Genomic DNA, 19,767 nt, shown 5'->3' with positions numbered 1-19,767 from the left:
GCCTTATTCGTAATCGTCGTAGCCGCCGCGCATTTCAGGCGAAGTGAACTTGGTGAACTCGCTCTGGAACAGGAGTGGCACGTTGCCGGTCGAACCGTGACGCTGCTTGGCGACGATCAGCGTGGCGCGATTGACCAGTTCGAGGTGCCGCGCTTCCCAGTCGGCATATTTCTGGCGCACGTCCTCGCTGCTGGTCTCGTCCGGCGTGTCGGGCTTCAGGGCGTTGTGGTAATATTCGCCGCGGAAGATGAACCACACCATGTCGGCGTCCTGCTCGATCGAGCCGGATTCGCGAAGGTCGGACAGCTGCGGGCGCTTGTCCTCGCGCTGCTCCACCGCACGGCTGAGCTGCGACAGGGCGATAACCGGGACATTCAGTTCCTTGGCCAGCGTCTTGAGCCCACGGCTGATTTCCGAGATTTCGTTCACACGGTTGTCGTTCGCGCGGCCCGAACCCTGCAGCAGCTGCAAATAGTCGACGATGACGAGGCCGATATCGTGTCTGCGTTTCAGGCGGCGGGCGCGGGTGCGTAGTGCGCCGATAGTGAGGCCGGGTGTGTCGTCGATATAAAGGGGAAGCTCGTTCAGTTCCTGGCTCGCGAAGGACAGGCGCTGGAATTCCTCGCGGCTCAGCTTGCCCGAACGCAGTTTCTCGCTGGAGATTTCTGCAGTCTCGGCAAGGATACGCGTCGCCAGCTGGTCCGCGCTCATTTCCAGGCTGAAAAAAGCCGTGCCTGCGCCCGGCGATTCGCTGCGGTCGATCCCGATCTTCTCATCGTCCATCAGGCGGCGTGCGGCGTTGAAGGCGATATTGGTCGCCAGCGAGGTCTTGCCCATGCCGGGACGCCCGGCAAGGATGATAAGGTCGGAATTGTGCAGGCCCGATGTCTTGTCGTTGATCGTATCGAGGCCGGTGGTCTTGCCCGAGAACCGCCCGCCCGAATTGATCGCCGCCTCGACCATCTTCAGCGCGCCGAGCGCCGCAGTGCGGAAATCCTGTGCCTCGTTACCCGAAGTCGCCCCTTCGGCGACCTTGTAGAGATCGGCTTCGGCCTGGCTGATGCGGTCCATCGGCGCGACTTCGTCCGAGGTGTCGAGCGCCCCTTCGACGAGGTTGCGGCCCACGTGGACCAGTTCGCGCAGTAGGGCGAGGTCGTAGATCTGCTCGGCCAGCTTGCCGGTCGCGAGCAGGCCCTGTCCGTCCTGTGTCAGCTTGGCGAGATAGGTAATCCCGCCGAGCTGCTTCAGCGCCTCGTCGCTTTCGAAATAGGGCTTCAATGTAACCGGGGTCGCGATCGAATTACGATCGAGCAGCTTGTGGACACGCTCGTAAATGCGCTGGTGCACCGGTTCGTAGAAATGATGCGGCTGGAGCGGAGTGTTGAGCTCCTGCACCACTTGGTTGTCGATCAGCACCGCGCCGAGAAACGCGGCCTCCGCCTCGATATTGCTCGGCAGGGTCTGGCCCTGCTTGGCGGGAGTGGAAATCGAATCATCGGCGGGGAAGAGGAGATCGGTGTCGGCCATGCGCGGCACCATGGTCGAGGCTCTGCTGCTCCACAAGCAAAGCATGTGGCCAAATTGGCCCTGTCGCTTGTGGATAGCGGGGATTATCGCGCAACCCCTTGAATGCATCTGCGCCAGTTGCGAAAGCGTCACTAACGACCATGACCGAATCCGCATCACCCAGACCCGATCACCGCATCGCGCACATCGATCTCGATGAGGAGACGATCATCTGGCGTAATGCGGACATCGAGCAGGAACGCCGGATCGCGATCTTCGACCTGATCGAGGAAAATACGTTCAAGCCGCTACGCGCGGTGGAGCGCGGGGCCGAAGGCCCCTATCACCTGACGCTGGCAGTGCGCGACGGGCGCCTCCTGATGACCATCGCCAATACCGAAGGCGATATGGTGGAGGAGTTGCTGCTTGGCCTCGCGCGCTTCCGCCGGCCGATCCGCGAATATTTCGCCATTTGCGACAGCTATTACCAGGCGATCCGCAAGGCGACCGCCAACGAGATCGAGACCATCGATATGGCCCGCCGCGGAGTTCACAACCAGGCGGCAGAACTCCTCCTGGAACGGCTCGAAGGCAAGATCGAGACGGACTTCGCCACTGCGCGCCGGCTGTTCACGCTGATCTGCGTCCTGCACATCAAGGGCTGAAGGCATGGCGCGTCGCAAGAAGAAAGCCGGATCGGGCTGGCTCCTTAAGCTGGTGCTGCTGGCGGCCGTCATTGCAGGTGTTGCGGCGATCTGGCTGTGGAACGAGAAACGCAACTGGCGCCCGGACGAGGACACCTACCCCGACCAGGGCGCCCTGATCGGCGAAGAGGACGAGAACGTCGATTTCGAAGTGCTTGCAGGGCTGGGCGCAAGCTTCGTCTACCTCGAAGCGAGCAAGGGTGCGCGCGACAAGGATGCAGGCTTTTCGGACAACCTTGCCGCAGCGCGCGAAGCGGGTCTGGAAGTCGGCACAGTGCACGAATTCGACCCTTGCGAACGGGCGGACGGCCAGTCGGCGAATTACGTCACCATCGTGCCGCGCGACGAGCAATTGCTCCCGCCCGCGATCAGGCTGGCGCGAACCGCCGACGAGTGCCCGACGCGGGTGTCCGATGCCGCGGTGCAGAGCGAATTGCTGACGCTGGTCAATCAGATCGAGGCCCATGCCGGCGCGCCGGTGGTGTTGGCACCCAGCCGCGATTTCGAGGAACGCTATCGTCCCGCCGCCCGGCTGGAGCGGGCGCTCTGGCTCGAGGGCGACATGGACGAACCGGGCTATGCGGGGCGGCCGTGGACCGTGTGGACCGCCAATGCGACTCACGCCACGCAGGCTGCCGATACGCCGCTGCGCTGGCTGGTCGTGCGGCCCTGATCCGGCTAGGTGCTGACGAATGACCGATGACGACCTGATCGCCGCCGCCCGAGAGGCTGCCGCCAACTCCTATTCGCCCTACTCCAGTTTCGCGGTCGGGGCTGCGCTGCGATTTGCCGACGGCAGCGTCGTGACCGGCACCAATATCGAGAATGCGAGCTACGGGCTTGCGCTGTGCGCCGAGACCGTGGCCGTATCGAAAGCCATGGCCGACGGGGTGCGCGGCGGGCTGGAAGCGGTCGCGGTTACCGGACCGGGCGACATGCCGATCACGCCTTGCGGGCGCTGCCGCCAGGTGCTCAACGAACTGGCGCAGCTTGGCGGAACCGACCCGCTGGTCCTGTGTGTCGGCCCCGGAGAAGTGCGTCGCACCACGCTGAGCGCGCTCCTCCCCGAAGCTTTCGGCCCGGCGAGCCTCGTTTGATCACGCGGCGCAGCGCGATGGGCGGATTTGCCGCCGCGTACGCTGCGCTGTCCGTCTCTCCGCTTGTCGCTGCGCAGAAGCGTGTCCGGCCCCCGCGCTTGCAGGCAGGGGACAAGGTTGCACTGGTCGCCCCGGCCAGCGCCGTGTCCGCTGCCGAGATCGAGCGGGCGCAGCACTGGGTGTCCAGCATGGGGCTGGTCCCGCAATTCGGGGCGAACGCCGAGGCGAAGTTCGGCTATCTCGCGGGCACGGATGCGCAGCGCGCAGCGGACCTCGATGCAGCCTTCGCCGATCAATCCATCCGCGCGATCTTCGCCATTCGCGGGGGCTATGGCGCGGCGCGCATCCTGCCTTTGCTCGATTGGCCGACCATCCGTGCAAACCCGAAGCTTTTCATCGGGTATAGCGACAACACCGCCCTCCACCTCGCGATCGCGCGCGATGCGGGCTTTGCAACGCTCCACGCGCCCAATGCGGCTAGCCCGTGGAGCGAGGCGGCGAGTTGGGAAAGCCTGTGGCGGCTTGCCTTTACGGGCGAGATGCCGACGCTCGACCTGGCTGCGGACCGCGTCCTCAAACCCGGCAGGGGCGAGGGACGGCTGCTCGGCGGTAACCTCACCATCCTCTCCACCCTGATGGGCACGGGCCGCCTGCCTGAAATGGAGGGCGCGGTGCTGTTCCTGGAGGATGTGAACGAGGAGCCGTACCGGATCGACCGCATGCTCCAGCAACTGAAGCTGGCGGGAGTCCTCGATAAAGCTGCGGGCGTGATATTCGGACGGTGCCGGGCGTGCAGTGTCGACGATCCCGAAGGCGAAAGCTTCACGCTCGACGATGTGCTGGACCAGCATCTCGGCACGTTGGACTGCCCCGTCGTGACCGGCGCGAACATCGGCCATATTCGCGGCCAGCTCTGCCTGCCGCATGGTGCTCAGGTCGCTTTCGATGCCGATGCAGGTACGCTGACGCCGCTGGAGGCGGTCACCGTCTAGCTGCGCAGAATCAGCTTTCCTTGCAGCGGATCCATTGGGTGCGGCCATCGTACTCGACCTGCCCGTCGAAATGATATCCGACCCGCTTGGTGCGCATCACCAACAGCGATTTCATCGCATCGGGCGAAGTGAGCTCGAGCCGCATTTCCTTGTCGTCTAGCCACCATTGCGGCGCATCCGACGCGATAAGCTTGTCGTCCACGCGCAGCCGGTGCCCGACCAGCGGGGCGCCCGGCACGTGGCCGAAGCCGAGCGCGATCTCGATTTGCGGACCGCTGGCCGTCTTGCACAGGAACCCGCCCGTAGCCTGCGCCGGCGCGGCAAGGGTGGAGAGGCCGATCAGGCCGAGAATGGCGAGGGGCAAGCGCATGGGCATTCACTACCCGGCGCTCGCTTAACCCAGCATTTCCGGTCGCTTACGCCTCGCGCGTTTCCAGCCATTCGAGCAGGCTCGCAAGGCAATCGCGCGCCAGCATCTTGCAGCGTTCGGGCGACCAGCCCTGTTCGGGCTCGGGGCTAGCGGGATTGTCCTTGTAGGGCATTTCCAGCGTCATCGCGGTGGCGCCGAAACGCTCCGCGACCTGGTTGGTGCTCATCGACAGGTTCGCCTTGCCGGGAGCGGACTTGGTGTAGCCCTGTTCCGTCTGGAAATCGGGGGTCCGGCGGTCGAGGATCGCCTCATAGCCATAATAGCTGTCGCCCTGTTCGTCGGTCCAGCCCGGGATGCCTTCGAAGCCTGCAAGGAAGCTCACCGGAATAGCTTCGTCGCCGTGGACGTCCATCGCGAAATCGACGCCGGTTTCATCCATGCGATTGCGGATGGCGAGGACTTCGGGGCTCTTTTCCGCGCTGGGATTGTCCCATTCGCGGTTGAGGTTCGTGCCTGCCGCATTGACGCGCAAATTGCCGCGCTTCGATCCGTCCGGGTTGCAGTTGGGCACGATATGGAGGCGGCATTTCTCGCGCAGGAGGCGGCCGACGCTGTCGCTCGGGTCGGTAAGCACTTCGAGCGCGCCTTCCATCCACCATTCGGCCTGCGTTTCGCCGGGATGCTGGCGGGCATAGAGCCAGACCTTGAATTCGCCTTCGCCCATTTCGAGGCAGTCGATCGGCTGGCCGTCGAGTGTGGTGCCAAGGTGCAGGTGATCGACGCCTTCCGATGCCGCGGCTTCGGACACGAGGTCGTGATGACGCTCCATCGAATAGGGCGCGAAATAAGCGAACCAGGCGATGTCGCTGGCAGGGGTATAGCGGATCGTCAGCGTGCCGCCGTCTTCGTTCTTGTCATAGGACGATGCGGCGCGGCCCCAGTAATCGCGGTCTTCCGAAACACAGGCGTCGTAGCCGGGCCAGCCGCCGGGATAGGCGCTGGTTTCCAGGTCGGTGATCTTGAGCACCAGTTCGCGGCCCCGCGCCCCGCTTACGCGGAAGTGGAACCACTGCTTGAATTCGCTGCTGGTATCGAGCGGGATCGCGAGCTTCGCGCTCGCGCCGTCGATGGAAAGGACTTCGATATTGCCGCTGTCGAAAGCCGCATCGATCCGGATATCGCTCACTTAGGGAACCTCGATTTCTATCGTTTCGCCATTGTTGCCGGGAAAATCGCTGAACAGCGCGGCGGCGAGGGTTTGTGCGTTTGCTTGCGCCTGCGCAAGTTCTGAATTGTCGGGAACGCGCAGGTCCGCGCGGCCTTCCCACAGGTTTGCTTCCGAAGCGGCGCTGCGGATCGTGACCGACAGTTCGCTGCCGACCTTGTCGCGCTCTCCGCCGCCCAGATTGATGCCGATGCCGACACCCACGCCCGAGCCATAGGAGCCGGTGCGACCGCCCACGCCGACGCTGACCGGAGAGCGGCGACCCTGCGCGGTCAGGACATAACGCTCGATCCGCACGGTGGCGATCTGGTCTGCCGATGCACGGTCGGTCTCGACATAGCCGAGGCTGCGAAGTTCTTCGGCGACGGCCGATTTGTACGGCATCAGGGCAAGGCTGTTGTCCTCGCCATCTTGTGCGCTGGCGACGAAGATCGTCCCTTGCCCAAGCTGCGATGCGGCCTCCGGCGCGACGAAGCGCGTGACCTCGACAGGGCCGGGCGTGGTGGCGCAGGCGGACAGGGCGAGGGCCGAAAACAGGGCCAGCGTTGGCGTGATGCGACTCATGGGCGGGGTCTTTCCGATATGGGCGTTAAAGAAAGAAGAACGCGCCAGAAGCGGCAAGGCTCCGAGATTGCCCGCTTCGCAATATCTGCTAGGTGCCGCTTCCATGGACAGGGACGCAAAAGTGCCGGTGCTCGTGACGGGCGGTGCAGGATATATCGGAAGCCACGCAGTCCTGGCTTTGCGCGATGCCGGGTGGCCCGTCGCTGTTGTCGACAATCTGTCGACCGGCTTTGCATTCGCAGTGCCGGAAGACGTACCCCTCTACGAAGGCGACATTGCCGACGCAGTCCTGCTGGAGCAGATATTCCTCGAGCAGGGCACGAAGGCGATCATGCACTTCGCGGGCTCGATCGTCGTGCCCGAATCGGTAGAGAATCCGCTCGGCTATTATGAGAACAACACGGTGAAGAGCCGGGCCTTGATTGAGGCTGCCGTCCGCGGCGGGGTGGATCACTTCATCTTCTCGTCGACCGCGGCGACCTATGGCACGCCCGAAACATCGCCGGTCTCCGAAGATACGCCCAAGCAGCCAATCAACCCCTACGGCTGGTCAAAGCTGATGACCGAACAGATGCTGTCCGATGCCAGCGCTGCCCATGGGTTCAACCATTGCGCCCTGCGTTATTTCAACGTTGCAGGCGCCGATCCGCAAGGGCGCACCGGCCAGTCGACGGCCGGTGCCACGCATCTCATCAAGGTTGCTTGCGAAGCGGCCACGGGCAAGCGCGACGGGGTTTCGGTCTTCGGGACGGATTACGATACGCCGGATGGAACGGGCGTGCGCGACTATATCCATGTCAGCGATCTGGCGGCGGCCCACGTGCTTGCGCTGGAGGCGCTGATCGAACAGCCGGACCGATCGCTGACGATGAATTGCGGCTACGGGCGCGGCTTCTCGGTCCTGGAAGTTCTCGATGCTGTCGACCGGGTGACGAACGTTACGATCGAGCGCCGGATGGAACCGCGCCGCGCAGGCGATCCGGGCGAACTGGTGTCCGACCCGTCGCGCATCAGGGCAACCCTGCCATGGAAGCCGCAATATGCGGACCTGGACCAGATTATTACCCACGCGCTGCAATGGGAGCGCAAGCTGGCTGAAATTCGCCGAGAAGCTTGACGGGAATCACCACCGCCGCTAACGGGCGCGCTTGAAATTGGCGCGTCGGGGCACCATCTCCGGCGCGTATTTATTTGTGAAACGAGACCTACCATGAAGATCCGCAACAGCCTCAAGTCGCTCAAGAACCGGCATCGCGACTGCCGCGTGATCCGTCGCCGCGGGCGGACTTACGTCATCAACAAGACCAACCGCCGCTTCAAGGCCCGCCAGGGCTAAGCTGCGATGTGGGGCAATTTGCCCCGCAAGCGTCATGAACCGGCCCGGCTCCCGCAAGGGAGTGCGGGCCGTTCGTGTATGGAAGGTGCATAATGAGCGATAAATCAATCGAGGCAGTCGTATTCGACGTCGGCCGGGTGCTCTACCAGTGGCAACTCAGCGCCCTGTTCGAAAAGATCGTCGACGATCCAGAGCGGTTGGAAAAGGTGCTGGGCGAGGTCGTGACCGAGGAATGGCATTTCCTCCACGATGCCGGACGTCCGCTCTCGCAGATGGTCCCGGAGCGTATCGCGCTTTATCCGGACTATGCCGAGGAAATTCGCGCCTATGCGACCCGATTCAACGAGACCATCCCTGGGCCGGTACCCGGCAGCCATGCGCTGGTCGAACGGCTCGACGAGGCAGGTATGCCGCTGTTCGCCATCACCAACTTCGGTGCCGAATTCTGGGCCGGCTTCCGTCCGCAGGAACGCATCTTCGACCGGTTCCGCGATATCGTGGTTTCGGGCGAGGAGCGTGTTGCCAAGCCCGATCCTGCGATCTTCGCGCTGGCGGAGCGGCGCTTCGGCCTGCCTGCCGCCGCCATGCTTTTCATCGACGACAACCCCGCCAATATCGATGCTGCGCGCACCTGCGGCTGGCACGTCCATCACTTCACCGAGGCAAGCCTGCTCGAGAACGATCTGAGCGAGCGCGGACTGATCTGAACAAAAAAGGCCCCGACACGAATGCCGGGGCCCAAGGTCCACCCTGATGGAGAGGGGGTGGGGGGATAAGGTTGTGCGCGGGATCAGCCGTTGCACTTCGCCAGCTTGTCGGCGTCGAGTTTTTCACCCTTGGCGGTGAAGGCCTTCACTTCGCCGAGATCGCGCTTGAGTTCGCGGCAGATGCGCACCGGCCGCGAGGTGCCCTTGCGAGCGACGCAGCTCGTGTCCGAGCAGATCCAGGCAACGCCGCCAGCAACCGTCGTGCGCTCGGCAGCGGGCTGGGCGAGTTCGGCGGTATAGTAGGGCGCATTGTCGCGGGCTTCGGCCGCGGTCGGGGCGGTAAGGGCGCCGAAAGTGAGAGCGGTGTAGGCGAAAGCCGACACGAATACGCTGATCTTGGCGCTACGATCGAGGGAGAGGGTCATCGTACATTCCTTCAGTGCATTGCATTTTTCTCAACTGGCCGTGCGAAAAATGCAATGTAAGTTTCAATTTGCAACCAGTTGCGAATCGCTACCTAGATAATTAGGTTTCGTGATGCAACCCATTTTTCAAAGAATTTGGCTTTGCCGAGAAAGTCGGTAGATAGGTTGCACCAGAAGGACTGAATTTATGGGCGATATCCGCGAACCACTACGCGAACTGACGGAATGCGGCCTGCCGCAGGCACTCGAGGTCATGGGCGAACGCTGGAGTTTCATGATCCTGCGCGCCAGCTTCAACGGCCTGCATCACTTCGAGGAATTCCTCACCGAGCTGGGCATTGCGCGCAACATCCTGTCGAATCGCCTCGCCAAGCTGGTGGAGCACGGGATTCTCAAACGCGATCCCTGCCCGGACGACCGACGCAAGATCGAATACCGCTTGACCGACAAGGGTTTCGACCTGCTGCCGGCCATGGTGGCGCTGCGCCAGTGGGGCCAGAAATATGGCGGCGAGATCGTCGAGAACCCCGTGCTGGTGGACGAAATCGACCGCCTGCCGATCGGTCCGACCTCGATCCTCAGCCATGACGGACGTATCCTTGGCCCAGCCGATCTTGCCCTCGTCGAGCGCAAGAACCTCGGCGTACGCGCCGACGGCTCGACCGCCAGTCCGGTCATGACGCTCAAGAACGGCTCGGTGGTGGACATCGCCACTGCGCGCAAGGCCAAGGACGCCGCCTGAGCGATTCCGTCGAACGAACGGGCGATGGGCGCTACATCATCGTGCGCGGCAGGCTGTGGCGCGCCTCCAATCCCCATTTGCCGGAAAGCGAGCGAGCGCGTCTCGTCGCGCAGCTGATGGATGCGCGCCGTGCAGTCGGTGCGGCGCTACGCGATAAAGACGCAGCGGCAGAGCGTGCTGCACGCAAGCAGGTGCATGAAGCCAAGGTTGCGTTGGGAGAACGCGGCCCGGTGTGGTGGGACGATGGCGCGCCCGATTACAATCGCCACCTCGTCAAGAACACGCCCTACGCGCAAAAGTGACGTCACTTTCCACGGTGGCTCCGTGACGTCATCGTTAAAACGATCTCAACGCCTTGCTGTCATCGCGGTGGCTGCACACGGGATTCACTCCCCAACAAGCCGGGCCATAATGTGATCGAAATCGAAGTTCAGAACGAGACCCACCAGTCGGTCTTCCGGATCAAGACCGTGGCGGTGCCGCGCATCGGCGAGGGCATCCGGCTGCGCGAACCGGGCGGGTCGTGGGCGTCCTACGACATCCTCGACGTATGGTACCAGCAGGCCGATTTCGGCGAGGTATGGATGCCCTACATCCATGTCCGCATGACGCCGGACGAGCTGAAGGCAGTCGAAATGGCCAAGTCGAACCCCATGGTCGACAAGGCGCAGGCCGTCCCGATCGAGGACTTCCTGAAGAAATTCGAAGGCGACGCAGAGCACAAGCCGACCAGGCTCAACCTCGACATGTCCGACAGCTGAGGATCAGGGTTCTTCGACTTCGGGTTCGAACGGCTGCGGGTCTGCGATCCGGCCGACGAACAGGATCGCATCACGCTCGAGGTCTCGCAGCACGATCATGAACGGCCGGTCGGCGCGGAACCGTCGGGGCTCCTTGGGCAGGATGCGCGCGCTGGTCGTGATGATCGATATCGTCGTCACTGCCGATGCCTTGGTCCCCTCGTCATAGACCTGCAGCTTGGTGAGGTGGCGAACGTCGCTCACCACCACGGGCGGCTGGCCCGGTTCCACCATGGCCGAGAAATCGGCCTCGCCTTTCGTGAAAGGTAATGTGAGGCCAATCGCCTTGAGCGGCGCGACGAGGCTTTGCGAATAATCGGTTTCGAACTGGGGTATTTCGACTTCGACGAGGTCGGGTTTTGCCTTTGCGAGGTCGCCGGCAAAGCTTTCGAGCAATTGCGCCGATGCGGCCCGCTCCATCACCTCGCGATTGCGCGGCATCACGATATCCATGGCGTAGCGTGCGTTGCGATAGGGCAGGCGGATCGCCTCCCAGTCGCCCCTGCTGGCATAGGCCACGTCGAACGTCTGTCCGACGAAAGTGAAAGGTTCTTCCGCGCCATTGCCGAACAGGAAGGGATGCTGTTTGCGATACAGCAGCTTCGTCTTCCACAGCCCCTCGAAATAAAGGGCGTTGGCAAGGACCGCGATCATGGATTCGTCGATCGCCGGAGGAGAGATCACATTGGGGATCAGCCCCCGCGTCGCCTTGTCCGCCCAATCATTGATCGTTTTGGCCGAAGCGACGGCATCGGAATAATCGACTGCAATGGCAGCAGCATCATAGGCCCGGCGCGTGCGGCTGACGTAGCTGTCGCGGAACCGGAAGTCCCGGTCCAGGAACAGGGCGTTGGCCACGCTGACCTCGACGTCTTTCTCGTCGCTCGCATAGCCGAGAGGATCGGCGGGCGGCGGCAGGACGCGAGCAATTTGGGCACGGGTGTCGCCGCCGGACCCCTCGTAAAGCAGCCCGAATGCAAGGTTTATGCTGGCAGGAGAGAAGACCACGTTCTCTTTCGGCCCGGCCTCGGCATCCAGCACCGACAGTAGCGCCATGGCGCCATCGCGTTGTTCGGTGACGGATGCGGGTTCCTCGGCACCCGAATTATCCGCTGGCGCCGTTGTGCAACCTGCCATCAAGGCAACAAGGGCTGTAGAAAGAAGCGTCTTCGATCCGGCAGCAAACATTGCATTTCTCCTTCCGATAGAAGGAGATAACGCATCAGGCGCGCGGAGGTTGCCGCCGATAGCTAAGCGCTTCCGCGACATGGATCCGCCCGACCTGCTCCGCGCCTGCGAGGTCCGCAATCGTGCGCGCCACTCTCAGCATGCGCGTATAGGCGCGCGCGGAGAGGCGCATGGCCGTTGCCGCCTGCAGCAACAGGGCCCGCCCGTCCTCGTCCGGCGCGGCAAAACGGTCGAGCGCGTCGCCCTGCAATTCGGCATTTGTGCGCACGCCGGTCTCGTCCTTTCGCGCAGTCTGCCGCTGGCGTGCTGCGGCTACGCGCGCCGCGACTTCGGCGCTGCCCTCTGCCGGAGGCGGGAGCGCAAGATCGGCCGCGCTGACGGGGTCGGCTTCGACATGCAGGTCGATGCGGTCGAGCATGGGACCCGAAACCTTGCTCTGGTAGTCGGCGGCACATTTCGGCGCGCGCGAACACGCAAGAGCCGGATCGCCCAAATGGCCGCAGCGGCACGGGTTCATCGCCGCGATCAGCTGTACATTGGCGGGGAAGGTGACGTGAGCATTGGCGCGCGCGACATCGACCTTGTTCGTTTCCAGCGGCTGGCGCAGCGAATCGAGCACGGCGCGCTGAAATTCGGGCAATTCGTCGAGGAAGAGCACGCCCAGATGCGCCAGGCTCACCTCGCCCGGCTTCACCCGCAGCCCGCCGCCGGTCAGCGCAGCCATGCTGGCCGAATGGTGGGGAGCGCGGAACGGGCGCGCACGGCTGATCCGGCCTTCCTCCAGGATCCCCGCCACCGATTGCACCATGCTGACTTCCAGCGCTTCTGCGGGGGTGAGCTCGGGCAGGATGCCGGGAAGGCAACTCGCCATCAGCGACTTTCCCGCACCCGGAGGGCCGACCATCAGGAGATTGTGCCCGCCCGCCGCGGCGATCTCCAGCGCGCGCTTGGCGGTTTCCTGACCCTTGACCTGCTTGAGATCGGTGAAGGGGGCGGGTTCTTCGACGAGGCCGCGGTCGGGTTCGGCCAGCTGGGCCGTTCCCTTGAGATGGTTCAGCAGGCTGACGAGGTCAGGTGCGGCGAGGACCGGCACATCGCTCGCCCATTTCGCCTCCGCGCCTTGCGCGGCGGGACAAATAAGGCCCTTTTCCGCCTCGCTCGCATGGAGCGCGGCGAGGAGCACGCCTGGAGAAGGTGCCACGCGCCCGTCGAGGGCCAATTCGCCCACCACGACCCAGTCCTCCAGCTGCTCGGCATCGGTAATGCCCATCGCCGCCAGCACGGCTAGCGCCACGGGCAGATCGTAATGCGAGCCTTCCTTGGGCAGGTCGGCTGGCGAGAGGTTGATAGTGATCCGCTTGGGCGGCAGCGCCAGACCCATCGAGGCCAACGCGGCGCGCACACGCTCCTTGCTTTCGCCGACGGCCTTGTCGGCCAGACCCACGATATTGAAGTTCGGCAGGCCCGGCGCGAGGGAACATTGCACCTCCACGCTGCGCGCCTCCAGCCCGAGATAGGCCACCGTCCGGACCAATGCGACCACGCTTAACCCCCGCTTCAGTATTCGTGCGCAGGCAGTGACAAGAAAGCCTTTGATTGTCGAGGCTTGCACGCGAAAAGGCGTGGGGAAGAGGTGCGGTTAACCCGGTGTTGACCATGACCCTTGGCAGGTCGGAAAGGGAGGCGGGCGCATTGGGTTGCCCATGCTTCGCGCGGCCCTCCTTCTGCTAGCCATGCTTGCCTCTGGATTTGCCTCCCCTGTTGTGGCGCAGTCGTTGGGCCTCGTGAAGCTGCCTGTTGCATTCGTCGGGCAGCCGCCTGTCGATCCGATGCCCGTGAGCGCCATCGCGAAGGTAGCTCCGCACAAGGCTTCGGTCAGCGTGGACACGCTTGTCCTAGCACCGCCGCCGTCCGCCGCCACCACGCGCTTCGTGCCGCGTCCCGTGCCCAAGCCGCAAGCGATCACGGCAAAGCCCTATTCCGCCGTTGCGCATCGCTTGCCGTCGATCGACACCAGCGCGCGCAGCTATTCGGGCGGCATCGCGCAATACGGGCCGTTTCGCGTGATCGACGAAAACCGCGTCGCGCTCATGGGCGAAACCGACCGCGAGAGCCCGCGCTGGTTCCGCGTCATGCTGCGGAACCATCCCGGCCTTTCGCAGATCGACATGGTGGAGTGCCCTGGCACGCGCGACGATATCGCCAACCTGAAGCTTGGACGAATGATCCGATCCGCTGGCCTTTCGACCTACGTTCCGCGGCGCGGTTCGGTCCGCTCGGGCGCAGTCGAACTGTTCCTGGCAGGCGCGGTGCGCGAAATCGCGGAAGGCGCCGAGTTTGCAGTCCATAGCTGGATGGACGAACAGGGCCGCGAAGCACACGAATTTGCCATGGATGCGCCGCAGAACCGCCGCTATCTCAGCTATTACCGCGAGATGGGCATGAGCGAGCGAGACGCCCGCGAATTCTACAGCTTCACCAACTCGGTACCGCATCGCGAAGCGCGCTGGCTGGGGGCGCGCGAAATGCGCCGCTGGATCGGCGGCGCACCGCGTCCGGCGCAGATTGCCTATGCCGCGTTTTGAGCGCCTTGAAGGACTTGACCGACACCAAGCTTTGGCCTAAGCGCCCCTCCACCAATGCGGTCGCCGGAAGCGGCGGCCCTTTTTGTTGGCGCGATTCGCCTCTTCGCGTGTTGCCCGACGAACAACGAATTTTTTGAAGGACCATCCGATGAAGCGGACTTTCCAGCCCTCGAACCTCGTGCGCGCCCGTCGCCACGGTTTCTTTGCGCGCAAGGCTACCCCGGGTGGCCGCAAGGTGCTTCGCGCTCGCCGCAACCGCGGCCGCAAGAACCTCTGCGCTTAATCGCATGTTCTGCCGCACCCCGGTGCGGACAGGATCGCGATAATCAAACGGGCTCCCATCGGGGGCCCGTTTTGCGTATCTGCTACCAATGCCCCACGGTCTTTCCGTCATCCGCAAGCGCAGCGACTTCCTTGCTGCCAACCGCGGGCTGCGCAATGCGAAGCCCGGTTTCGTGCTGCTGACGAGGCCGAACGAGGGGAAGGGCAAGCGCTATGGCATCACCGTTACCAAGAAGGTCGGCAATGCGGTCGTCCGCAATCGCATCAAGCGCCGGTTTCGCGAGCTGCTGTGGGCCGCGCTGCCGGACCATGGTCTTGCCGATCACGACCACATCCTCATCGGGCGCGACGGATCGATCGAACGCGATTTCGCCGCGATGACGCAGGAGCTCGAGGCAGCGCTGGCGCGGGCAGGCGAAGGCAAGGGCGACCGCGCACGCGGCCCCCGCAAACGCCGGAGCCCGCGCGCATGAAGTATCCGCTGATCTGGATTGCGCGCGCCTGGCAACTCGGCCCCAGCCGCATCCTCCCGCCGACCTGCCGCTTCACCCCATCGTGCAGCCAGTACGCGATCGAGGCGCTGCAAAAATATGGGGCGATCAAGGGTGGATGGTTGGCGTTCAAGCGGCTATTGCGCTGCCAGCCATGGGGGGGCTGCGGGCACGACCCAGTACCGTAAGTGCCATCTACTGTCTTGACTAGATAACACACCATTCCCATCTGAACAGAAATCAAACCCGGGATCGACCTTGGAAAACTCGCGCAATATCATCTTCGTAGTCGTGCTCTCGATGGCCCTGCTTTTGGGCTGGGACGCTGCGATGAACTACTTCTACCCGCAACCGGACGAACCCGTGGTGGCGGCAGAGACGGCGACGACTCCGGTCGAGGGCGGAGAAGTCGTGCATTCGCGAACCGGCGGGCTGACCGATCCGGCGGCGATCGCGCAGGAAGTGGCCGATCTCGACACGGCGCTGGCATCGGGCAACCGCGTTGCCATCGATTCGCCCAAGGTCGCAGGGTCGATCAACCTCGTGGGCGCGGTGGTCGATGACCTCGTGCTCAAGGATTACGCCGAGACGACCGACGAGGACAGCGGCCCGGTCCGCCTTTATTCGCCGCGCGGCACCCCCGCACAGCACTTCGCGCAATACGGTTTCCTCGTGAACGGGCAGAAGGTGCCCGACGAAACCGTCTGGACCGCCGATGGCAAGCTGCTGTCGCTCGATACGCCCGTCACGCTGACGCATGATGCGGGCAACGGGCTGGAACTGCAGCTGCGCTATTCGATCGACGAGAACTACATGATCTCGGTCGAGCAGAGCATCGCCAACCGTTCGGGCGTGCCCATCGTGGCGCAGCCCTATGGCCTCGTCAGCCGCACATCTGACACCGCCAGCGCCGACTTCTTCATCGCGCATTCCGGCCCCATCGGCGTGTTCGGCGACAGCGCGAATTACGATTTCGACTACAGCGATCTCGATGATGACGGTCCGGCCAATCCGGAAGGCCGCGCCGAATGGCTTGGTTTCACCGACATCTACTGGCTGTCGGCTCTCGTCCCGCAGGACGGCGCCGCACCCGAGGCGACTTTCCGAGCGCTGGGCAACGATACCTATCGCGCCGACATGATCTACGATCCGGTCACTATTCCGGCCGGGCGCAAGTACACGACGGATTCGCGCCTCTATGCGGGCGCCAAGGATTCCACCATCCTCGATGCCTACGAAGATGCGGGCCTCGAGAAGTTCGGCCTCGCAATCGACTGGGGCTGGTTCCGCTGGTTCGAAAAGCCGCTGCTGTGGCTGCTCAAGAACCTGTACGACCTGGTCGGCAATTTCGGCGTGGCGATCATCTGCCTGACCATCGTGGTGCGCGGCGTAATGTTCCCCATCGCGCAGAAGCAGTTCGCATCGATGGCCGCGATGAAAGCCATCCAGCCGAAAATGAAAGCGCTGCAGGAAAAGTATAAGGAAGACCGCGTCAAGCAGCAGCAGGAAATGCAGAAGCTATTCAAGGAGGAGAAGGTCAACCCGCTGGCCGGCTGCCTGCCTTTGCTGCTGCAAATTCCGATATTCTTCGCGCTCTACAAGGTGCTCTACCTCGCGATCGAGATGCGTCACCGCAATTTCCTGTGGATCGACGACCTTTCCGCGCCCGATCCGGCGACCATCCTCAACCTGTTCGGCCTGCTGCCGTTCACGCCGCCCAGCTTCCTCGCCATCGGCGTGCTGGCCGTGCTGCTCGGTGTTACCATGTGGCTGACGTTCAAACTGAACCCGTCGGCGATGGACCCGATCCAGCAACAGGTGTTCTCGATCATGCCGTGGGTGCTGATGTTCATCATGGCCCCGTTCGCGGCAGGCCTGCTGCTCTACTGGGTAACTTCGAACATCCTGACGCTGGCGCAGCAGAAATACCTCTATTCCAAGCATCCGCAGCTGAAAGCCGCGGCTGAAAAGGAAAAGGCCGAGAAAGCCGCCGCGGCGGCCAAGGCCAAGGGCTGATTGGGTAGACAATGACCGACGAAGAAGCCGCCGAACTGGCCAAGCTGGAACGGCGCGCCAACAAGCTGTTTTCGGGCCGGGTGGAGTTCCTCCTCTCGGCTCCGCAGCTCAAGTTCCTGCCCGAGCCGACCGTGCCCGAAATCGCCTTTGCGGGCCGTTCGAACGTGGGCAAGAGCTCGCTGCTGAATGCGATCACCGGTCGCCGCTCGATCGCGCGTGCTTCCGTGACGCCGGGGCGCACGCAGGAACTCAACTTCTTCGAAGTGGGCGAACCGACCCAGTTCCGGCTCGTCGACATGCCCGGCTACGGCTTTGCCAAGGCGCCGGTGAAGGTCGTCGAGAAATGGAAGAACCTGGTGCGCACCTATTTGCGCGGCCGCCAGGTGCTGGTGCGCAATCTCGTGCTGGTCGATGCCCGCCACGGGCTGAAGGACGTCGACCGCGAGATGATGAAGATGCTCGACGAGGCGGCCGTGGGCTACCGCGTGGTGCTGACCAAGGCCGACAAGATCAAGGCGAGCGAGCTGGCCAAGACCGTCGCCGCAGTCGAGGCAGAGGCGAAGACCCACGTCGCCGCCTATCCGCAGATCCATGTGACCAGCAGCGAAAAGGGCATGGGCATCGGCGAATTGCGCGCCGCCCTGCTTCAGGACGCCGGTATCTAAGTTCCGGCATTGCCGCCGGTCGTTATTCCGCTTCGGAAATGAAGCCGCTTGGCGGCTGGAGCACCTGCATCGGCTTTCCCGCGATCTCGTTCCGTGCCTTGGCGGCGGCCCACAGCACCGGATGCGGCTGGGCAGCATAGGCGCTGGGCGTCGTATCCATGAACCGGCGGAAGTCGCGGATGAAATGCGCCTGGTCGACATACTGGCTGTCGAGCGTTTCGATCCACGCCAGCGACGGGTCCAGCATGAACTGGCCGAGGCTGCGCAGGAAACGCTGGCGGCGCAGCAGCAACCGGGGGCTGAATCCGAAAACGGCAAGCGACAGCCGTTCAAGTGCGCGCACACCGATCCCGGTCTGCTCCGCAAGGGCGCTGACCGAATTGACCTCCGGATCGAGCAGCGCGCGGTGCGCCTTGTAAATAACTTCTTCCCTGCGCGCCGGGCGATCGAGCATCGCAAGCAGGTGTGCGTCGATCCGCGCCGCTACCTTGGACAGGCTCTGATGACGTCGGTCGCATTCGAGTAGCGGGGCAAGGTCGGCGAACGGGCTATCGGGGCCTATTACCTCCCAGCGGTCGGCAAATTCATTGGCCCTTATGTCGAGGAACCTGGCCCAGCCGAGCGGCAGCAGGCTGATCGTCCAGTATCGGCCGGGTGCGAGAGAGAAATGCGTCGCGTGAGTGGTCGGGCCGATTGCGCAAATCGGATTGCAGTCGACCAAGGGTCCGGGGCCAGTGCAGGCGGCCATATCGCCGCCAACCGTCATGCGGATATTGGGCCATTCGGGATAGACCTGGTCGAACACCGTGGGCGAATCGGCATCGACCACCGTCAGGGAATAGGTAGAGACGTAGGGGCGCAGCGCAGCCGCAGGCAGCGCGTAGCTGACAGTCACACCCGTATTAACGTTGGCGACTCGATCGAAAACTGCGAACTCTCCAATGCCGGTTCACTTGGTCGGCATATCTACCGGACAGGACACAACAACTCCAGCGGCCAATCTGAGGCTGCGCTAGCGCCGGAATCGCGGGCTGAAGACCTTCTCCATTGTCTTGGAGAGGCCCGCTCCCAGGGATTGCCACATCTGCACGCGTGACTGCTCGGTATGCGGGCCGAGACCGCCCCTCAGTTGCGGCTCGACATGGTCCATCGGCTCGCCATGCTGCTTGAACACGAAAGTCTCGAACATGGTCTGCCAGGCATTGCGCATGGGCTCGGGCAGGTCGCGCACCGCGAGGATCGAATGCAGCATCGCATCGAGCGGGGTGCCGAGCCCCTCGTGCTCGTTCCACCAGTAATTGACGAGTATGTTGAGATCGCCCTCGGCCTTCACATGGTGCCACCACATATAGGGAATGAAGATGCCGTCGCCCGGCTCCAGTTCGGCGACCAGTGCCTGTGCCTGTGCCTCGCGGAAGCGGGGGAAGCGCTCGAAATCGGGGTCTTCCAGCTGGACCATCGACACAGGTGCATTCGACGGCGAAGCTTCGAACGGGGCCATGTAGAGATTGGGCGTCTGGTCGGGCGGAAACAGTGTGAAGCGCCGCTTGCCGCTAAGCACATAGGCGACGTTCTGCATCACGTCGAAATGGGTGTGCGTGCCGGTATTGTTCCCCATCCAGACGCGCGGCTGGACCTGCGTTGACAGGATCGGCAAGTGCAGCGCGCTCGCCAATCCGGCGCTGAGGTCTGCCAGTTTGGTCGATTCCAGGTACAGCATCTGCTCCCCCCTGTCGGGTGACACGACGCTGTCGATAAAGCGCGAAAACGGCATATTGCCGCGTTGGAAATTGAGGCGCGAGACATCGCCGTCGAAGAAGAAGGTCGGGCCAGCATCGGGATTGGAAGCCAGCACGCTGATCGCCTTTTCGCCGATCGCCTGCTTGAGATAGTCGGCAAGCTCTTGGGTGCCGCGCTTCGCCATCTGCACAGGGGCGAGGTCCGCTGCAACCTGCCGCAGGATCGCGGGCTGCGCTGCAGGATAGATCTCGTCCCTGAAGGTCTGGGCACTTGGGCGGTCGTATTCGCGAAGTTCAGGCATTGCTGCGCGTGCCTAGCCGAGATTTACGTCG

At 63.4% G+C, this 19,767-nt stretch carries 25 protein-coding genes; 16 read left to right on the top strand and 9 right to left on the bottom strand.

Features of this window, described 5'->3' with window-relative positions:
* Positions 1–3: 3 nt before the first annotated feature.
* On the bottom strand, positions 4–1,527 hold the full coding sequence (locus CVE41_RS05625) for a replicative DNA helicase (protein WP_198507733.1): 1,524 nt from the start codon (positions 1,525–1,527) through the stop codon (positions 4–6).
* A 140-nt stretch (positions 1,528–1,667) separates the two neighbouring features.
* On the opposite strand from CVE41_RS05625, the gene CVE41_RS05620 reads away from it, so the two are divergent.
* Genes CVE41_RS05620 through CVE41_RS05605 form a run of 4 tightly spaced genes read left to right on the top strand, consistent with a single transcriptional unit; the run spans position 1,668 to position 4,299 of the window.
* Positions 1,668–2,171 carry a UPF0262 family protein gene (locus CVE41_RS05620; protein WP_100259774.1) on the top strand — a complete coding sequence of 168 codons (504 nt, stop codon included), beginning with the start codon at positions 1,668–1,670 and terminating at the stop codon, positions 2,169–2,171.
* Positions 2,172–2,175: 4 nt separating this feature from the next.
* On the top strand, positions 2,176–2,883 hold the full coding sequence (locus tag CVE41_RS05615; protein ID WP_100259773.1) for a glycoside hydrolase family 25 protein: 708 nt from the start codon (positions 2,176–2,178) through the stop codon (positions 2,881–2,883).
* Between the two features lie 19 nt (positions 2,884–2,902).
* Positions 2,903–3,307, top strand: coding sequence for a cytidine deaminase (locus CVE41_RS05610; protein WP_100259772.1), 405 nt, complete (start codon positions 2,903–2,905; stop codon positions 3,305–3,307).
* Entirely contained in the window at positions 3,304–4,299 is a 996-nt protein-coding gene (locus CVE41_RS05605) for a S66 peptidase family protein (protein ID WP_100259771.1), read from the top strand. Before CVE41_RS05610 ends, CVE41_RS05605 begins: the two co-directional genes overlap by 4 nt.
* A 10-nt stretch (positions 4,300–4,309) precedes the next feature.
* Here the strand turns inward: CVE41_RS05605 and CVE41_RS05600 are convergent, their stop codons facing one another.
* From CVE41_RS05600 to CVE41_RS05590, 3 genes are read right to left on the bottom strand one after another with little or no spacing between them, the layout of a single operon-like run.
* On the bottom strand, positions 4,310–4,669 hold the full coding sequence (locus CVE41_RS05600; protein ID WP_100259770.1) for a hypothetical protein: 360 nt from the start codon (positions 4,667–4,669) through the stop codon (positions 4,310–4,312).
* Between the two features lie 46 nt (positions 4,670–4,715).
* Positions 4,716–5,855 carry a M14 family metallopeptidase gene (locus CVE41_RS05595; RefSeq protein WP_100259769.1) on the bottom strand — a complete coding sequence of 380 codons (1,140 nt, stop codon included), beginning with the start codon at positions 5,853–5,855 and terminating at the stop codon, positions 4,716–4,718.
* The gene (locus tag CVE41_RS05590; protein WP_100261382.1) at positions 5,856–6,458 is read right to left on the bottom strand and encodes a DUF4136 domain-containing protein; all 603 of its coding nucleotides are present in this window, start codon (positions 6,456–6,458) and stop codon (positions 5,856–5,858) included.
* Positions 6,459–6,561: 103 nt separating this feature from the next.
* Here CVE41_RS05590 and galE point away from each other — a divergent pair, with 103 nt between their 5' ends.
* From galE to CVE41_RS05575, 3 genes are all read left to right on the top strand, one after another.
* Positions 6,562–7,575, top strand: a complete 1,014-nt coding sequence (gene galE / locus CVE41_RS05585; protein ID WP_100259768.1) for a UDP-glucose 4-epimerase GalE — start codon at positions 6,562–6,564, stop codon at positions 7,573–7,575.
* Between the two features lie 93 nt (positions 7,576–7,668).
* Positions 7,669–7,794 carry a type B 50S ribosomal protein L36 gene (gene ykgO, locus CVE41_RS05580; RefSeq protein ID WP_007165381.1) on the top strand — a complete coding sequence of 42 codons (126 nt, stop codon included), beginning with the start codon at positions 7,669–7,671 and terminating at the stop codon, positions 7,792–7,794.
* A 92-nt stretch (positions 7,795–7,886) separates the two neighbouring features.
* The gene (locus CVE41_RS05575; protein WP_100259767.1) at positions 7,887–8,501 is read left to right on the top strand and encodes an HAD family hydrolase; all 615 of its coding nucleotides are present in this window, start codon (positions 7,887–7,889) and stop codon (positions 8,499–8,501) included.
* A gap of 83 nt (positions 8,502–8,584) precedes the next feature.
* On the opposite strand, the gene CVE41_RS05570 is transcribed toward CVE41_RS05575, so the two are convergent.
* Complete coding sequence (locus CVE41_RS05570; RefSeq protein WP_100259766.1) at positions 8,585–8,926, bottom strand: CC_3452 family protein; 342 nt, start codon at positions 8,924–8,926, stop codon at positions 8,585–8,587.
* Positions 8,927–9,113: 187 nt separating this feature from the next.
* Here CVE41_RS05570 and CVE41_RS05565 point away from each other — a divergent pair, with 187 nt between their 5' ends.
* From CVE41_RS05565 to CVE41_RS14860, 3 genes are all read left to right on the top strand, one after another.
* Positions 9,114–9,668 (top strand): winged helix-turn-helix transcriptional regulator, encoded by a 555-nt coding sequence (locus CVE41_RS05565; RefSeq protein WP_100259765.1) that lies wholly within the window; start codon positions 9,114–9,116, stop codon positions 9,666–9,668.
* Positions 9,669–9,709: 41 nt separating this feature from the next.
* Positions 9,710–9,970 carry a hypothetical protein gene (locus CVE41_RS05560; RefSeq protein WP_232725802.1) on the top strand — a complete coding sequence of 87 codons (261 nt, stop codon included), beginning with the start codon at positions 9,710–9,712 and terminating at the stop codon, positions 9,968–9,970.
* Positions 9,971–10,081: 111 nt separating this feature from the next.
* The gene (locus CVE41_RS14860) at positions 10,082–10,429 is read left to right on the top strand and encodes a hypothetical protein (RefSeq protein WP_232725801.1); all 348 of its coding nucleotides are present in this window, start codon (positions 10,082–10,084) and stop codon (positions 10,427–10,429) included.
* A 3-nt stretch (positions 10,430–10,432) separates the two neighbouring features.
* Here CVE41_RS14860 and CVE41_RS05550 read toward each other — a convergent pair whose 3' ends face one another.
* Both CVE41_RS05550 and CVE41_RS05545 read right to left on the bottom strand, forming a co-directional pair.
* Positions 10,433–11,656 carry a serpin family protein gene (locus CVE41_RS05550; RefSeq protein WP_157799417.1) on the bottom strand — a complete coding sequence of 408 codons (1,224 nt, stop codon included), beginning with the start codon at positions 11,654–11,656 and terminating at the stop codon, positions 10,433–10,435.
* Positions 11,657–11,690: 34 nt separating this feature from the next.
* The gene (locus CVE41_RS05545) at positions 11,691–13,199 is read right to left on the bottom strand and encodes a YifB family Mg chelatase-like AAA ATPase (RefSeq protein ID WP_100261381.1); all 1,509 of its coding nucleotides are present in this window, start codon (positions 13,197–13,199) and stop codon (positions 11,691–11,693) included.
* A 241-nt stretch (positions 13,200–13,440) separates the two neighbouring features.
* Between CVE41_RS05545 and CVE41_RS05540 the strand changes: the two genes are divergently transcribed.
* The 6 genes from CVE41_RS05540 to yihA all read left to right on the top strand — a co-directional run bounded on the left by CVE41_RS05540 (position 13,441) and on the right by yihA (position 17,695).
* The gene (locus CVE41_RS05540) at positions 13,441–14,241 is read left to right on the top strand and encodes an alpha/beta hydrolase (protein WP_198507730.1); all 801 of its coding nucleotides are present in this window, start codon (positions 13,441–13,443) and stop codon (positions 14,239–14,241) included.
* Between the two features lie 148 nt (positions 14,242–14,389).
* Positions 14,390–14,524: a 50S ribosomal protein L34 gene (rpmH, locus tag CVE41_RS05535; protein ID WP_090478272.1), complete on the top strand. Its 135-nt coding sequence runs from the start codon at positions 14,390–14,392 to the stop codon at positions 14,522–14,524.
* An 88-nt stretch (positions 14,525–14,612) separates the two neighbouring features.
* Positions 14,613–14,996: a ribonuclease P protein component gene (rnpA, locus tag CVE41_RS05530; RefSeq protein WP_100259761.1), complete on the top strand. Its 384-nt coding sequence runs from the start codon at positions 14,613–14,615 to the stop codon at positions 14,994–14,996.
* Positions 14,993–15,202 carry a membrane protein insertion efficiency factor YidD gene (gene yidD, locus CVE41_RS05525; protein WP_100259760.1) on the top strand — a complete coding sequence of 70 codons (210 nt, stop codon included), beginning with the start codon at positions 14,993–14,995 and terminating at the stop codon, positions 15,200–15,202. The genes rnpA and yidD overlap by 4 nt, the downstream gene beginning before the upstream one ends.
* 70 nt (positions 15,203–15,272) lie before the next feature.
* Positions 15,273–17,030, top strand: coding sequence for a membrane protein insertase YidC (gene yidC / locus CVE41_RS05520; protein WP_100259759.1), 1,758 nt, complete (start codon positions 15,273–15,275; stop codon positions 17,028–17,030).
* Positions 17,031–17,041: 11 nt separating this feature from the next.
* The gene (yihA, locus tag CVE41_RS05515) at positions 17,042–17,695 is read left to right on the top strand and encodes a ribosome biogenesis GTP-binding protein YihA/YsxC (protein ID WP_100259758.1); all 654 of its coding nucleotides are present in this window, start codon (positions 17,042–17,044) and stop codon (positions 17,693–17,695) included.
* A 22-nt stretch (positions 17,696–17,717) separates the two neighbouring features.
* Here the strand turns inward: yihA and CVE41_RS05510 are convergent, their stop codons facing one another.
* Together CVE41_RS05510 and CVE41_RS05505 are read right to left on the bottom strand one after the other, a co-directional pair.
* A complete protein-coding gene (locus CVE41_RS05510; RefSeq protein WP_100259757.1) occupies positions 17,718–18,590 on the bottom strand; it encodes a helix-turn-helix domain-containing protein in 873 nt (290 codons plus the stop codon).
* A gap of 117 nt (positions 18,591–18,707) precedes the next feature.
* Positions 18,708–19,736 (bottom strand): cupin-like domain-containing protein, encoded by a 1,029-nt coding sequence (locus tag CVE41_RS05505; protein ID WP_100259756.1) that lies wholly within the window; start codon positions 19,734–19,736, stop codon positions 18,708–18,710.
* Between the last annotated feature and the right edge of the window lie 31 nt (positions 19,737–19,767).

Origin of the sequence: Qipengyuania seohaensis, assembly GCF_002795865.1 — a bacterium.
Lineage (GTDB): Bacteria > Pseudomonadota > Alphaproteobacteria > Sphingomonadales > Sphingomonadaceae > Qipengyuania > Qipengyuania seohaensis.
Note: the sequence above shows the minus strand (reverse complement) of the source record. Positions and strands in the feature narration are given on the sequence as shown.

Bases quoted from the DNA above. Each gene is read 5' to 3' on its own strand.
- CVE41_RS05625 (WP_198507733.1), bottom strand. From the start codon at position 1,527: ATGGCCGACACCGATCTCCTCTTCCCCGCCGATGATTCGATTTCCACT.
- CVE41_RS05620 (WP_100259774.1), top strand. From the start codon at position 1,668: ATGACCGAATCCGCATCACCCAGACCCGATCACCGCATCGCGCACATC.
- CVE41_RS05615 (WP_100259773.1), top strand. From the start codon at position 2,176: ATGGCGCGTCGCAAGAAGAAAGCCGGATCGGGCTGGCTCCTTAAGCTG.
- CVE41_RS05610 (WP_100259772.1), top strand. From the start codon at position 2,903: ATGACCGATGACGACCTGATCGCCGCCGCCCGAGAGGCTGCCGCCAAC.
- CVE41_RS05600 (WP_100259770.1), bottom strand. From the start codon at position 4,669: ATGCGCTTGCCCCTCGCCATTCTCGGCCTGATCGGCCTCTCCACCCTT.
- CVE41_RS05590 (WP_100261382.1), bottom strand. From the start codon at position 6,458: ATGAGTCGCATCACGCCAACGCTGGCCCTGTTTTCGGCCCTCGCCCTG.
- galE (WP_100259768.1), top strand. From the start codon at position 6,562: ATGGACAGGGACGCAAAAGTGCCGGTGCTCGTGACGGGCGGTGCAGGA.
- ykgO (WP_007165381.1), top strand. From the start codon at position 7,669: ATGAAGATCCGCAACAGCCTCAAGTCGCTCAAGAACCGGCATCGCGAC.
- CVE41_RS05575 (WP_100259767.1), top strand. From the start codon at position 7,887: ATGAGCGATAAATCAATCGAGGCAGTCGTATTCGACGTCGGCCGGGTG.
- CVE41_RS05570 (WP_100259766.1), bottom strand. From the start codon at position 8,926: ATGACCCTCTCCCTCGATCGTAGCGCCAAGATCAGCGTATTCGTGTCG.
- CVE41_RS05565 (WP_100259765.1), top strand. From the start codon at position 9,114: ATGGGCGATATCCGCGAACCACTACGCGAACTGACGGAATGCGGCCTG.
- CVE41_RS05550 (WP_157799417.1), bottom strand. From the start codon at position 11,656: ATGTTTGCTGCCGGATCGAAGACGCTTCTTTCTACAGCCCTTGTTGCC.
- rpmH (WP_090478272.1), top strand. From the start codon at position 14,390: ATGAAGCGGACTTTCCAGCCCTCGAACCTCGTGCGCGCCCGTCGCCAC.
- rnpA (WP_100259761.1), top strand. From the start codon at position 14,613: ATGCCCCACGGTCTTTCCGTCATCCGCAAGCGCAGCGACTTCCTTGCT.
- yidD (WP_100259760.1), top strand. From the start codon at position 14,993: ATGAAGTATCCGCTGATCTGGATTGCGCGCGCCTGGCAACTCGGCCCC.
- yihA (WP_100259758.1), top strand. From the start codon at position 17,042: ATGACCGACGAAGAAGCCGCCGAACTGGCCAAGCTGGAACGGCGCGCC.
- CVE41_RS05505 (WP_100259756.1), bottom strand. From the start codon at position 19,736: ATGCCTGAACTTCGCGAATACGACCGCCCAAGTGCCCAGACCTTCAGG.